Genomic DNA, 12,104 nt, shown 5'->3' on the forward strand with positions numbered 1-12,104 from the left:
ATGCGGGCGCTCTGGGTTGGCGCCGGCGCAGCCCTTGCGTCGACGTGGATCGGTCGCGCCCTGCGTGACGTCCCGCAGACGCTGGGCGCCAGCAAGGAGCGCATCGCAGAGGTCGCCAAGGGATCTCCGCAGTATCGTGGCGGCTCCTTCCACAACGCCGAACCGGCACGGCAGTTTTCACCGGATGCCGAGGCCACCACGGTGGTCTGGGACGTCATCACCCGGCGCAGTGTGGGTACTCCGAAGGGCGAGGTGCCGCTGGCGGTACCGGAGCTCTCGGGCCCGCCGGCCGATTTGGCGGTCACCTGGTTCGGGCACTCCAGTGTGCTCGTCGAGGTCGACGGGTACCGCGTCCTGACCGACCCGGTCTGGAGCGATAGGTGCTCGCCCTCGCGTGTTGTGGGTCCGCATCGGCAGCACCCGGTGCCGATCGAGTTGTCCACGCTGCCCGCGCTGGACGCCGTGGTCATCAGCCACGACCACTATGACCACCTCGATATGGATTCGATTATCGCCCTGACGCGTAGCCAGAACGCGGTGTTCGTGGTGCCGCTGGGTGTGGGCGCCCATCTGCGTGGCTGGGGTGTCTCGCCGACTCGGGTGATCGAGCTGGACTGGGATCAAAGCCATCAGCTCGGCAAGCTGACACTCACCTGCACTCAGGCGCGCCACTTTTCGGGTAGGTCACTGGCCCGCAACACCACACTGTGGGCCTCTTGGGCCATCGCCGGCCCCAAGCACAAGGTGTTCTTCGGCGGCGACACCGGATACACCAAGGCATTCAAGGTGATCGGCGACAACTACGGCCCGTTTGATCTCACGCTGCTGCCGGTCGGCGCCTACAACACATCGTGGGCGGACATTCATATGAACCCGGAGGAGGCCGTCCAGACTCACCTGGACCTGGCGACCCCCCAGGCGCCGTTGTTGCCCATCCACTGGGCGACGTTCAATCTCGCCCTTCATCCATGGGCCGAGCCGATCGAGCGGGTGCTCGTCGCCGCCGACGCACAGGGCGTCACGGTGGTGGTGCCCAGGCCGGGGCAGCGGACCGATGCTCAGCAGCCCGCCGCCCCCGACGGTTGGTGGCGTTTTTCCTAGCGCTTGTGCGCCTGTAGCAGGAACGCGGGCTGCTTGTTGCGTCCCTTCTCGTCCTTGTGGAACACGGGCATCTCGAAGTCGACGTCCGGTTTCACCTCGGGAATGTTGGAGTGGATGAATGCCGAGCGCAGCTCGTCGATCACCCAGTAAGGCTCGACGGCCGCGCGCAACTCGTCCTCGGTGACGGCGTTGGGGCCGATGCCCGGTGGGAAGGCGCCCACGGCGAAGACCAGCACGTAGTACGACGCGTCCGGGGCGGCGGCGCGAGAGATCGACCGCTGGTAGGCGTCTCGAGCCTCGACGGGGATCGAATGGAACAGCGTGCTGTCCACGATCGTGTTGAAGCGCCCGTCGTACCCGGAGAAGTCGGTGATGTCGGCGACCTCGAAGCTGGCGTTGGCCAGTCCGCGTTCGGCCGCCGCGGCGCGTGCGGCCTCGATGGCCGTGGGAGACATGTCGAGTCCGACGGTGATGTGGCCCAGTGCCGCCAGCCGCAGCGAGGTCTCGGCATGGCCGCAGCCGACGTCCAGAACCGAGCCGTGGAACTTGCCGTCGTCGATCAGCGCTGCGAGTTCGGGCTGGGGCTCACCGATGTTCCACGGCGGCTCGCCCTGGAAGAATTCATCCTTGCCCTGGTAGGCGGCATCCCAGTCCGGAAGTTCATTCGATGTCATACCGCCTGACATTACTCCCGGAAGGTGAACGGATCACCCGCGTCCATACCGGCGACGCTATGCACTGGTCGCTACTGTGCAGGGGTGGCAACGATCGAGGAATTGACCGCGAGCGGGTTGACCGCCGCCGAGGTCGCTGAGCGGGTAGCGCAGGGAAAGACCAACGACGTCCCGTCCCGTGCGGCGCGCAGCGTGTCGGACATCGTGCGAGCCAACGTGTTCACCCGAATCAACGCGATTCTCGGCGTGCTGCTCATCATCGTGCTGTCCACCGGTTCGATCATCAACGGCGCATTCGGCCTGCTGATCATCGCCAACAGCGCCGTCGGCATCATCCAGGAGCTGCGCGCCAAGCAGACACTCGACAAGCTCGCGATCGTCGGCCAGACCCGACCGCTGGTGCGGCGCGACGGCGTGGCCACGGCGCTGCCGCCCAACGAGGTGGTTCTCGACGACATCATCGAGCTGGGCCCCGGCGACCAGATCGTGGTGGATGGCGAGGTGATCGAGGAGGCCGCCCTCGAAATCGATGAGTCGCTGCTGACCGGTGAGGCCGATGCCATCGACAAGACCGTTGGTTCCCAGGTGCTTTCGGGCAGCTTCGTGGTGGCCGGCAGCGGCGCGTACCGGGCCACCAAGGTGGGTCGGGAAGCTTACGCGGCCAAGCTCGCCGAGGAGGCGTCCAAGTTCACCCTGGTGCACTCCGAGCTCCGTAACGGCATCAACAAGATTCTGCAGTTCATCACCTATCTGCTGTTGCCCGCGGGCGCGCTGATCATCTACACCCAGCTGTTCACCACCGACGACAGCTGGCAGGAATCAGTGCTTCGCATGGTCGGCGCTCTGGTCCCGATGGTGCCCGAGGGTCTGGTGTTGATGACGTCAATCGCCTTCGCGGTCGGCGTGATTCGGCTGGGCCGGCGGCAATGCCTGGTGCAGGAGCTGCCCGCCATCGAGGGGCTGGCGCGGGTGGACACGGTGTGTGCCGACAAAACCGGGACCCTCACCGAGAACGGAATGCGGCTCTCGGACGTGCGTAGCGCCGACGGTGGTGACGACGAGGATGCCCTCGCGGTGCTGGCCCAGCTCGCGGCCGACGACCCACGTCCGAACGCGAGTATCGCCGCCATCGCCGAGGCGTACGACACCCCGCCTGGCTGGAAATCGACTGCGATCGCCCCATTCTCGTCGGCCAAGAAGTGGAGCGGCGCGTCCTACGGTGAGCACGGCAACTGGGTGATCGGTGCGCCCGACGTACTACTGGATCCCGCCGATTCCATCGCCACCACCGCCGAGGAGATCGGTTCCCAGGGTCTGCGGGTGCTGCTGCTGGCCTCGGTGGAATTGCCCGTCGACCACGAGCACGCGCCCGGTGCCGTGACACCGCGTGCGCTGGTGGTGCTGGAACAGAAGATCCGTCCCGACGCCCGCGAAACTCTTGATTACTTTGCTTCCCAGCATGTTTCGATCAAGGTGATCTCGGGTGACAACGCGGTGTCGGTGAGTGCGGTGGCGCAGACGCTCGGGCTGTCCGGTGCCGCGGTGGACGCGCGCACACTGCCTACCGACACCGATAAGTTGGCCGACACCCTGGCCGACGCGACCACCTTTGGACGGGTGCGGCCCGACCAGAAGCGTGCGATGGTCAAGGCGCTGCAATCGCATGGACACACCGTCGCGATGACCGGTGACGGCGTCAACGACGTGCTGGCCCTCAAGGACGCCGACATCGGTGTCGCGATGGGCGCGGGCAGCTCGGCCTCACGCGCGGTGGCTCAGATCGTGCTGTTGGACAACAAGTTCGCCACTTTGCCCTACGTGGTTGCCGAGGGCCGTCGCGTCATCGGGAACATCGAACGGGTCTCCAACCTGTTCCTCACCAAGACGGTCTACTCGGTGCTACTGGCGCTGACGGTGGGACTCGCGGGCCTGGGTTCGAAGATCTTCCACTACGGCGCCGTTCCGTTCCCGTTTCAGCCGATCCATGTCACCATCGCCGCCTGGTTCACCATCGGCATCCCGGCATTCATCCTCTCGCTGGCGCCGAACAACGAACGCGCGCAGACGGGATTCGTACGCCGGGTGATGCTGTCGGCGATCCCATCGGGTCTGACGGTGGGTGTCGCGACATTCCTGTCCTACCTGTTGGCCCGTCAGATCCTGCACGTCACGGGCAACAGTGCCCAGGCCTCGACCGCTGCACTGATCACCGAACTCGTCGCGGCGGTGTGGGTGCTCGCGGTGGTCGCTCGCCCCTATCAGTGGTGGCGGGTGGCATTGGTGGCGCTTTCGGGCCTCGGCTATGTGGCGATCTTCGCGATTCCCTTGGCGCGAAAGGCATTCATGCTCGACCCGAGCAACCTGGCGGTCACCGGACCCGCGCTGGGCATCGGCATCGCGGCGGCCGCGGTCATCGAGGCGCTGTGGTGGTTGCAGGGCAAGTGGTCCGGCCAGCCCCGTCACTTCTGGGCCACCGAGAACGACTGAGCCGGCGAAATAAATCGGATGCGCTCTGCACGAGCGGTTCGCTATCTTTGCTGGCGCGGAGATCAAGCGGCGCCCCGGCATCGCCGGTCGGTGTACCGCGTATTGGACCTTCGCCTTAGTGGCATGCCCTCTTAAGGCTATTGGGTTCGAGTCCCATACGGGTGGCTTCCGGGCCGCGTGCCGTGAGGTTCGCGGATCGGTCTTGCGGGGAACGCTGCGGCGATTCCTCCCGCCGATTCGCGATGCGGTCCGGAAGGCGCTGCTCCGCAACAGGATTACAACAATACAAGTAAGAGAGGTGAACAAGGATGAGTATGTGGGATGACATTTTCGGCGAGAAGGTCACGATCATGGAATGGCAGCGCGGCGTGCTGTACCGCGACGGTGCGTTCAAGGCGGTGCTGACGCCAGGCGTGCACTACACGCGCCCGCGTACCGACACCTTGATCACCGTGGATATGCGCGCGCAGTCGGTACAGGTAGCTGGCCAGGATGTGCTGACCGCGGACGGCTTCACCGTCAAGGTGTCGGCCGTCGCCGAGTACAAGGCGGCCAAGTCGGCCATCTTTGCGGCTGCGGCCAACGTGCACTGGGGCATCTACCTACAGGCGCAGCTGCAGGTGCGTGATGCCGTCGCGGCGCAGACTCTTGACGAGCTGCTGGCGCAGCGAGGTCAGTTCCTGGGCGCCGACGCCGCGGCCAAGCTCGAGGCCGAGGTCGAGGAGTTGGGCGTCACGGTGACCCGCTTCGTCATCAAGGACATCATGCTGTCCGGCGAGGTGCGTAAGGCACTGGTGGAGCCGCTGCTGGCCCGGGAGGCGGGCAAGGCTCAGCTGGAGCGGGCTCGTGCCGACGCGGCGGTGCTGCGGTCGATGGCCAACACCGCAAAGCTGCTGCGGGAGAACCCGGAGCTGCTGCAGCTGCGGACCCTGGAGTCGGTGGCAGAGGGTAAGGCGATGGTCGTCCTCAACCGCTGAGTGCTAGAAGCTGAACCGCATGATTCTGCCGATATCGCGCAGCGCGGGGATGCGGGAGATGACCTTCATCTGAATGCGGCCCGAAAGTGGCAGGTGTTCCTCACCTGCCACGTCGGTGCTGTGCAGGTCTTCGATGCAGCGCAGCGCGGGATGCAGCGCTTCGATCTGCCCGGGATCGTCGATACCCCAGTGCAGGGTGGCGCCGGCGTTGCGCACGGCGGGCACCAGCTTCTGCAGCTTGATGCCGATGCTGCCGTAGCAGTCGAACGCCAGCTGGCCACTGGGAAAGCGCCCGGTGATCCGACGGATCAGGGACTGGCCCTCGGCCTGCGTCAGGTACATCGTCAATCCCTCGAACACCGCGAGAGTGGGGCGGTCGGCGGGGATGCCTTCCAACCAGGCATCATCGGTGACGGAGCTTTCGATCAGCCGGTAGTCGCCGCCGCGTTCGGGCAGCAGCGTGCGTCGCAGTGCGACCACGTCGGGGTAGTCGACGTCGACCCAGCGCACGGTGTCGGGCGGATCGATCCGGAAGACGCGGGTGTCCAGTCCGCAGGCCAGGTGCAGCACTGTCGACTCCCGGTGTGTGGCGAGAAACTCCGAGGTCCAGACGTCGAGCTGGCGGGCGCGCAGCGCGACGCCGACCGCCTGGGTGTCTTTGATCTTGGTTTTGGAGAAGTCGTAGTCGATGCGCGCGACGGCCTCGGCGGCATAGTGGTCATGAAGAACGGAATGAGGAGACTTGGCGTCCTGCGCCCGTCCGTACAGCGTGGCCAGCATGGTCTCGGGGGCGCCGGTCAGTGCGATTTTCACGCGGTCCGTCACTCGACCCAACATACGCCGCGATCTCGTATTACAGTTGCGCCGTCCCAGACGAAGGAGAACCCACACATGGCTGATTTCAAGGGCCTCATCGACAAGCTCAAGAGCCTGTTGGCGGGCAACAAGGACAAGGTGAACCAGGCCGTCGACAAGGTCGGCGACGTGATCGACTCCAAGACCGGTGGCAAGTACACCTCGGTGGTGGACAAGGTGCAGGATGCCGCCAAGAGCGCGGTCGACAAGGTCAACTCAGCTGAAGGCTCCGAATCCCCTAAGGACGGCGACGCTCAGTAAGCGGCTGGCGCCGCTACTTGCGGCGCTGGTGCTGATCACGGCGGCCTGCGCGCGGGTCGAGGCGGAAGGTGTTGCACCCCAGCCTCCCTCGCCGCCGCCGGGTGAGGTGCTATCCGATGCGCCGTTGTCGCTGGCGGCGGATCTCGATGCCATCGCCGACGGCCATTTGGTCCGTTACATGTCGACCTCGGGTGCCACCGGTACGCCAACCGAAGTGACGGGCGTCGTCTTTTCTCCGAAAGGTGAACCGCCACAATTAGGTTGGCCCATCGTATCGGTAGGCCATGGCACCACTGGCCTGGACGACGAGTGCGCGGTCTCCCGTGCGCCCGATCTGCGGGGTTACATCTGGTTGGTACGCAACCTCACCAAGCGTGGCTGGGTGGTGGCGATCACGGATTACGAGGGGCTGGGCGTGCCGGGCCCTCATCCGTATTTGGAACCGAGATCGGAGGGCTTCAACGTCATCGACGCGGCCCGCGCCGCGGTCTCGCTGATTCCCGGTGCGTCGACGACCTGGGCGGCGATCGGCGCGTCCCAGGGCGGGCAGGCAACCTGGGCGGCTGCCGAGCTGGCCGGTGATTACGCCCCGGAACTGGATTTTGTCGGGGCGGCCAACCTGTCTCCGGCCGCCGACCTGACCGACATGGCCACCCACGTCGGTGACGGTCGGTACGACTGGAGCCAGCTCTCGATGATGCCCACATTGCTCACGGGTCTGTCGGTCACCGTGCCGGAGCTGAGACCGGAGAATTTTCTGCACGGTTCCTTCCAGGACAATCCGCACGACAAGGCGCTGCTGCTGGGATGCCACAACGGACTGGATCCCGCGCGGGCCGCGGCCATCGGCAGATTGCGCGCCAATGATTTTCACGGCACCACCGCGCAGGACGCGGCGATCTTCGCGCGGGCACTGAAGCGGATCGCATTGCCGCTGGGGCCGGCATCCGGGCCAATGCTCGTCTACGCCGGAGAGGCCGACAGACTCATCGACGCGCGCTGGATCCACGCCGCGGTGCGACGTGCCTGTGCATTGGGGGACACGGTGCAGGAGATCGTCGCGCCGGGTAAGGGGCACGTGGACCCCGAGGGGGAGCGTCTCGGGGTGCAATGGATTGCCGACCGGTTTGCCGGAGTTCCGCCGCCCAGTAACTGCTAGCCATCCGTTGATATTGCTCCGGTATCCTTTGCCGACGTGGCAGCCAAACTGAATTCCTCCATCGATGTGCCCCTCCCTCCCCAGGAGGCCTGGGAGCACGCCTCGGATCTGCGGCGTTTCGATGAGTGGTTGAGCGTTCACACGGCGTGGCGTAGCAAGTTGCCCGAAACCCTGGAAAAGGGCACAGTGATCGACTCGATCGTGTGCGTCAAGGGCATGTACAACCGGGTGAAGTGGACCCTGCAGAAGTACGACCCGCCGACCGGGCTGTTCCTGGACGGACAGGGCAGGGGTGGCGTGAAGGTCAAGCTCAGGGTGACCATCAGCCCGAAGGGGGCCGGTTCGGTCGTCGACTTCAACCTGCACCTGGGTGGGCCGGCGATGTTCGGTCCGATCGGCGCGGTGGTGGCCGCCGCGCTGCGCAGCGATATCGACGCCTCGCTGTCGAAGTTCGTTCAAGTTTTTGCATCCGCCTCGTAACCGGCATTTTTCGCGTTCTACCTGCGAAAACATAAGCGACGGTTTGTGATTGGACGAGCATCGAGTTCGTGTCGGTGGTTGGCAGGCTCCCCGATAGGGAGCAATATGGATATATGTCAATCACACGGAAGTTCATCGGAACGGTGTTCGCTGCAGGTGCCGGCGCGGTGCTGATCGCTGCTGCCCCCGCCGCCGTGATGACCACCGGGGTGCCGACAACCACGTCCAACCAGGTCGTTCTTGCCGATCCCGGTGGCTCGGGTGGCGGTGACGCAGGTGGTGGCGGTGGTTGCTACAACGGCGTATGCGGCGGGTGGAATCCCGGGCAGGGCGGCTGGGGCCACGGCTGCTACAACGGAGTTTGTGGCGGCTGGGATGGCCAGCGCGGCTGGGGCAACTGAGCCGCCCGGGCCGCACGAGCTAGCCCGCCAGCGGCCTAAGGGCCTGGGCCAAGGCGTCGTAGGCGTCTCGGCGCGCTGAACCGTTGCCCAACAGGTGGTCCGGCAGGATCACCTCGTCGACGCCTTCCTGCGCCCACGGTGCCATCTGCTCCGCGATACGTTCTGCGGTGCCGTACAACACCGGAATCGGTGACGCCGCAGCGGTTTCCGCGGCACGCGCTTCGGATTGCGGGTCGTTGGTGACGATGATGCGAGCCTGCGTGGAGCGCCAGATCGTTGCCGGATCGCGGTCGATCTTCTCCGCCGCGGCGTCCAGCCGGCTCGAGACCTCGTGGAAGCTGCCGGGCGAGGACCACTGGTTCCATTCCTGGGCATATCGGGCGGTCAAACCGAGCATGCGCGGCTGCGTGGCACCGATCAGGATGGGCAGTGGCTGCTGCACCGGCTTGGGTTCGCAGATGCCCTCCGCCAGCTGGTAGTAGTCGCCCTTCACGGTCGTGGCCTGCTCGTTCAGCAACCCGGTAATCACCTGCAGCCCTTCAGAAAACCGATCGACCCGAGGTCCGGGTTTGCCGAGTTCGAGTCCGTAACGCTGGTGCTCGTTCTCCTGCCATCCGGCGCCCAGCCCCAGGGTGAAACGACCCCGGCTCACGTGGTCGACGGTGGCCGCCCAGTTGGCAAGTACCGCCGGATGCCGGAAGGTCATCGACAGCACCAGCGGTGCCAGCCGGATGCGCGAAGTGGCCGCGGCCAGTGCCGCGAAGATGGCGGTGGCCTCGTGGAAATCGGTGCGCTGCTCGGCGGTGTCCGCATGCGACATGAAGTGGTCGGCGGCGTAGAACGCGCGCCAGGTCCCGGTGTCGGCGTACTGGGCGATGTCCAGCAGATCGGCCCAGGATTGATTGGTCTGTCCCCAAATTGAGAAGCGCATGTATCCGATCCTAGGGTTGGCACACATATCGCCGTTATGGCGTACTACCCTCGCAGTGGTGGAGGAGCAACCAAGGGGACGGCGTGCGGAGGTGGTCGCCGCTGCCATCGAAGTGGCGGGCACCATGGGGGTTGGTGGTCTTACCTATCGATCGGTAGATGCTGCGGCTAACGTTCCGAGCGGAACCACGTCGAATCATTTCCGTACTCGTGACGCACTGCTACTGGGTGCCATCGTCGAGATCGAGAAGCTCCGCCGGGCCTTCTGGCGGGCACTTGTCACCGAGATCAACCCGGCCACGATCGCCGATCTGGTGGGCATCGGCACTGCCTACGCCAACGGAGCCGTCGGGGCGATGAGCACTCGAGTCCGGGCGTACATGGCGCTTCTCATGGAGGGCTGGAGCCACCCCGAACTGAGGGAGCCCTTGCAACGAGGCAGGGATGCCCAGATTCCCCGCACGCTGCAGCTCATGCGCAAGGTGAACCCGAACACCCCCCAGCTGCACGCGGAGATTTTCCAGGACTACCTCACCGGCATCATCTACCAGCAGCTCGCCAACCCGGCCCCGGACTTCAATCCACGCCCGGGTATCGAGGCGCTTGTCACCGCCCTGTTGACGCCGCAGGCGCCGCGGGTAGTGCAGAGATAGGGTTCTCGCGCCAGTCGGTGTCGGTGACGATTCGTCGCGAAATGCGTTCTAGCGCGGCCTGAATCTGCTCCCTGTCTGCGCGATCTTCGAAATCGGGTGTGCGGGAAAGTCGTTCGACGAGGTACTGGTTGATGGCCTCGCTGATCTTGTCGACTTCCTCCCGGCCCGTGTCGGTGAGCCAGACGTGGTCGTTGGTGCGCAGGGCGTAGCCGCTCTCGACGAGTTGGTCGAAGGCGGGATCGATGACTTCCGGTGGTATCCGGTACCACTGCGCGATCCGGGAAACCTCGGCAGAACCGGTAGCGCGCAGGAAGCGGTTGGCCTGCACCAAGGCCCATAGAGGCGCGATCGGCATCGATACGCCCGCATGCTCGCGCAGCTTGCGCAGACCGACGTGCGGGAAGCCGCGCATCGCGTTGCTGATAGCGATCTCCAGCAGCTTGTCGGGCGAGACGGAATTGGGCATGCCGAAACCCTCGCCCATATCCACGGCAAGGCTCGAGTCGGCGCCCCGCAGCGGGACTTCCTTGAGGAACAGCGACAAGACGAATCCGACCACGGCGACCGGTGCGGCACAGAGGAATACCAGATCCAACGAGTCGGCATACGCGTTGATGACGGGGAGGGCGGCGTCGTGCGGCAGTGCGTGCAGTGCCTGGGGCGATTGGGTGGCCTCCGGTGGGGCCTTCACCGAGCTGAGCTTGCCCGCAAGAAAGTTGGAGAACAGCGAACCGAAAATCGCCGCACCGAAGGAGCTGCCGATGGTGCGGAAGAACGTCACACCGGACGTCGCGACACCCAGATCGTCGAATCGGGCCGTGTTCTGCACGATGAGGGTGAGCACCTGCATCGAGGCGCCGATGCCCACGCCCAGGATGAATAGGTAGAGCGACTGCAGCGCGAACGGCGTCGAGTTGTCCATCCTGGACAGCAGCACCAGGGCGATGGCCATGGTGGCGGTGCCGATGACGGGATAGCGCTTGTACTTGCCGGTGCGTCCCACCAGGGTGCCGGTCCCGGTAGAGGTGATGAGCATGCCCGCCACCATGGGCAGGGTGCGCATGCCCGAGACCGTGGCCGAGACGCCGTTGACGAACTGCATGAACGTCGGCAGATAGGTCATCACACCGAGCATGGCGAAACCAACGACGAAGCTCAGCACGCAGCAGATGGTGAAGACCGGGTCGCGGAAGAGTCGCGGCGGGAGAATCGGTTCGGATACGTGGGATTCCACCCAGACGAAGACGCCGATCGCGACGACGGAGCCGGCGAACAACGCGATGATCACGGGGGAGGACCACGGATATGTGGTGCCGCCCCAGCTGGTGGCCAGCGTCAGCGCGGAGGCGCCCAGTCCGATCAGGACGATGCCCCAATAGTCGATGACGGGGCGCGACGCCTTGGCCAGTGCCGGGATGGCTCCGGCGGCGACCATGATCACCACAACCGAGATGGGCAGGTTGACGTAGAAGGCCCAGCGCCAACCCAGATGATCGGTGAACAGGCCGCCGAGCAGCGGGCCGATGACCGTGGTCACGCCGAAGACCGCACCTAGGATGCCCTGGTATCGGCCGCGTTCGCGCATGGGGATGATCTCGCCGATGAGGGCGGTCGCCGTCACCATCAGGCCGCCGGAGCCCAGCCCCTGAATGGCGCGGGCGCCGACGAGCATCGCCATGGAGCCGGCCATGCCGCAGAGCAGCGAACCGGCCGCGAACACCACGATGTTGGCGATGAACACGGCGCGCCGTCCGAACAGGTCACCGAACTTGCCCATCACCGCGGTGGCCACCGTGGAAGCCAGCAGATAGCTGGTGACCACCCACGACTGGTGGCCGGCATCCCCGAGATCGGCGACGACGGTCGGCAGCGCGGTGGCGACGATGGTGCCGTCCAACGCGGCGAGCAGCATGCCGAGCAAGACCGCGACGAAGATGAGATTGCGGCGCTGCACGCTGATCATGGAGCTTGCCGCTTCTTGATCGACGGTTTCGGGCTCAGGAGACTGCTGCTGGAGTTCGGCTGACATGACTTACCCATGCTAAAGGCTTGCGGGCTCACGCAGCATGAACCTGGGTTCTCCCATGCGGAAGTGGGTGCTCCGGTTGCCGATCCGACACCCGTGC

The 12,104-nt window shown here is 65.4% G+C and carries 12 protein-coding genes; 8 read left to right on the forward strand and 4 right to left on the reverse strand.

Annotation, left to right across the window (positions count from 1 at the left end):
• On the forward strand, window positions 1-1,101 hold the full coding sequence (locus MYCSP_RS04100; RefSeq protein WP_088413232.1) for an MBL fold metallo-hydrolase: 1,101 nt from the start codon (window positions 1-3) through the stop codon (window positions 1,099-1,101).
• On the opposite strand, the gene MYCSP_RS04105 is transcribed toward MYCSP_RS04100, so the two are convergent.
• Entirely contained in the window at window positions 1,098-1,775 is a 678-nt protein-coding gene (locus MYCSP_RS04105; RefSeq protein WP_088413233.1) for a class I SAM-dependent methyltransferase, read from the reverse strand. The genes MYCSP_RS04100 and MYCSP_RS04105 overlap by 4 nt on opposite strands.
• 84 nt (window positions 1,776-1,859) lie before the next feature.
• On the opposite strand from MYCSP_RS04105, the gene MYCSP_RS04110 reads away from it, so the two are divergent.
• Both MYCSP_RS04110 and MYCSP_RS04115 read left to right on the forward strand, forming a co-directional pair.
• Entirely contained in the window at window positions 1,860-4,262 is a 2,403-nt protein-coding gene (locus MYCSP_RS04110; RefSeq protein ID WP_088413234.1) for a cation-translocating P-type ATPase, read from the forward strand.
• A gap of 308 nt (window positions 4,263-4,570) precedes the next feature.
• Complete coding sequence (locus tag MYCSP_RS04115; RefSeq protein ID WP_088413235.1) at window positions 4,571-5,239, forward strand: slipin family protein; 669 nt, start codon at window positions 4,571-4,573, stop codon at window positions 5,237-5,239.
• A gap of 3 nt (window positions 5,240-5,242) precedes the next feature.
• Here the strand turns inward: MYCSP_RS04115 and MYCSP_RS04120 are convergent, their stop codons facing one another.
• A complete protein-coding gene (locus MYCSP_RS04120; RefSeq protein ID WP_088413236.1) occupies window positions 5,243-6,076 on the reverse strand; it encodes a class I SAM-dependent methyltransferase in 834 nt (277 codons plus the stop codon).
• A 54-nt stretch (window positions 6,077-6,130) separates the two neighbouring features.
• On the opposite strand from MYCSP_RS04120, the gene MYCSP_RS04125 reads away from it, so the two are divergent.
• The 4 genes from MYCSP_RS04125 (at window position 6,131) to MYCSP_RS04140 (ending at window position 8,395) form a co-directional block, all read left to right on the forward strand.
• The gene (locus MYCSP_RS04125) at window positions 6,131-6,355 is read left to right on the forward strand and encodes an antitoxin (protein WP_088413237.1); all 225 of its coding nucleotides are present in this window, start codon (window positions 6,131-6,133) and stop codon (window positions 6,353-6,355) included.
• Window positions 6,279-7,514, forward strand: a complete 1,236-nt coding sequence (locus tag MYCSP_RS04130) for a lipase family protein (RefSeq protein ID WP_456080952.1) — start codon at window positions 6,279-6,281, stop codon at window positions 7,512-7,514. The genes MYCSP_RS04125 and MYCSP_RS04130 overlap by 77 nt, the downstream gene beginning before the upstream one ends.
• A 36-nt stretch (window positions 7,515-7,550) precedes the next feature.
• Window positions 7,551-7,994 (forward strand): type II toxin-antitoxin system Rv0910 family toxin, encoded by a 444-nt coding sequence (locus MYCSP_RS04135; protein ID WP_083013775.1) that lies wholly within the window; start codon window positions 7,551-7,553, stop codon window positions 7,992-7,994.
• A 113-nt stretch (window positions 7,995-8,107) separates the two neighbouring features.
• Entirely contained in the window at window positions 8,108-8,395 is a 288-nt protein-coding gene (locus MYCSP_RS04140) for a hypothetical protein (protein ID WP_070913558.1), read from the forward strand.
• Between the two features lie 19 nt (window positions 8,396-8,414).
• Here the strand turns inward: MYCSP_RS04140 and MYCSP_RS04145 are convergent, their stop codons facing one another.
• A complete protein-coding gene (locus MYCSP_RS04145; protein WP_088413238.1) occupies window positions 8,415-9,326 on the reverse strand; it encodes an LLM class flavin-dependent oxidoreductase in 912 nt (303 codons plus the stop codon).
• Between the two features lie 91 nt (window positions 9,327-9,417).
• Here MYCSP_RS04145 and MYCSP_RS04150 point away from each other — a divergent pair, with 91 nt between their 5' ends.
• The gene (locus MYCSP_RS04150; protein WP_070913584.1) at window positions 9,418-9,978 is read left to right on the forward strand and encodes a TetR/AcrR family transcriptional regulator; all 561 of its coding nucleotides are present in this window, start codon (window positions 9,418-9,420) and stop codon (window positions 9,976-9,978) included.
• On the opposite strand, the gene MYCSP_RS04155 is transcribed toward MYCSP_RS04150, so the two are convergent.
• A complete protein-coding gene (locus tag MYCSP_RS04155; RefSeq protein WP_088413239.1) occupies window positions 9,932-11,941 on the reverse strand; it encodes an MDR family MFS transporter in 2,010 nt (669 codons plus the stop codon). The two genes, MYCSP_RS04150 and MYCSP_RS04155, sit on opposite strands and share 47 nt — an antisense overlap.
• Window positions 11,942-12,104: the final 163 nt, after the last annotated feature.

This window comes from Mycobacteroides saopaulense (genome assembly GCF_001456355.1).
In the GTDB taxonomy this organism is placed as follows: Bacteria; Actinomycetota; Actinomycetes; order Mycobacteriales; family Mycobacteriaceae; genus Mycobacterium; species Mycobacterium saopaulense.

Excerpts from the sequence above, each read along its gene's own strand:
- MYCSP_RS04100 (WP_088413232.1), top strand. The coding sequence starts at position 1 with ATGCGGGCGCTCTGGGTTGGCGCCGGCGCAGCCCTTGCGTCGACGTGG.
- MYCSP_RS04105 (WP_088413233.1), bottom strand. The coding sequence starts at position 1,775 with ATGACATCGAATGAACTTCCGGACTGGGATGCCGCCTACCAGGGCAAG.
- MYCSP_RS04115 (WP_088413235.1), top strand. The coding sequence starts at position 4,571 with ATGAGTATGTGGGATGACATTTTCGGCGAGAAGGTCACGATCATGGAA.
- MYCSP_RS04120 (WP_088413236.1), bottom strand. The coding sequence starts at position 6,076 with ATGTTGGGTCGAGTGACGGACCGCGTGAAAATCGCACTGACCGGCGCC.
- MYCSP_RS04125 (WP_088413237.1), top strand. The coding sequence starts at position 6,131 with ATGGCTGATTTCAAGGGCCTCATCGACAAGCTCAAGAGCCTGTTGGCG.
- MYCSP_RS04130 (WP_456080952.1), top strand. The coding sequence starts at position 6,279 with ATGCCGCCAAGAGCGCGGTCGACAAGGTCAACTCAGCTGAAGGCTCCG.
- MYCSP_RS04140 (WP_070913558.1), top strand. The coding sequence starts at position 8,108 with ATGTCAATCACACGGAAGTTCATCGGAACGGTGTTCGCTGCAGGTGCC.
- MYCSP_RS04145 (WP_088413238.1), bottom strand. The coding sequence starts at position 9,326 with ATGCGCTTCTCAATTTGGGGACAGACCAATCAATCCTGGGCCGATCTG.
- MYCSP_RS04155 (WP_088413239.1), bottom strand. The coding sequence starts at position 11,941 with ATGATCAGCGTGCAGCGCCGCAATCTCATCTTCGTCGCGGTCTTGCTC.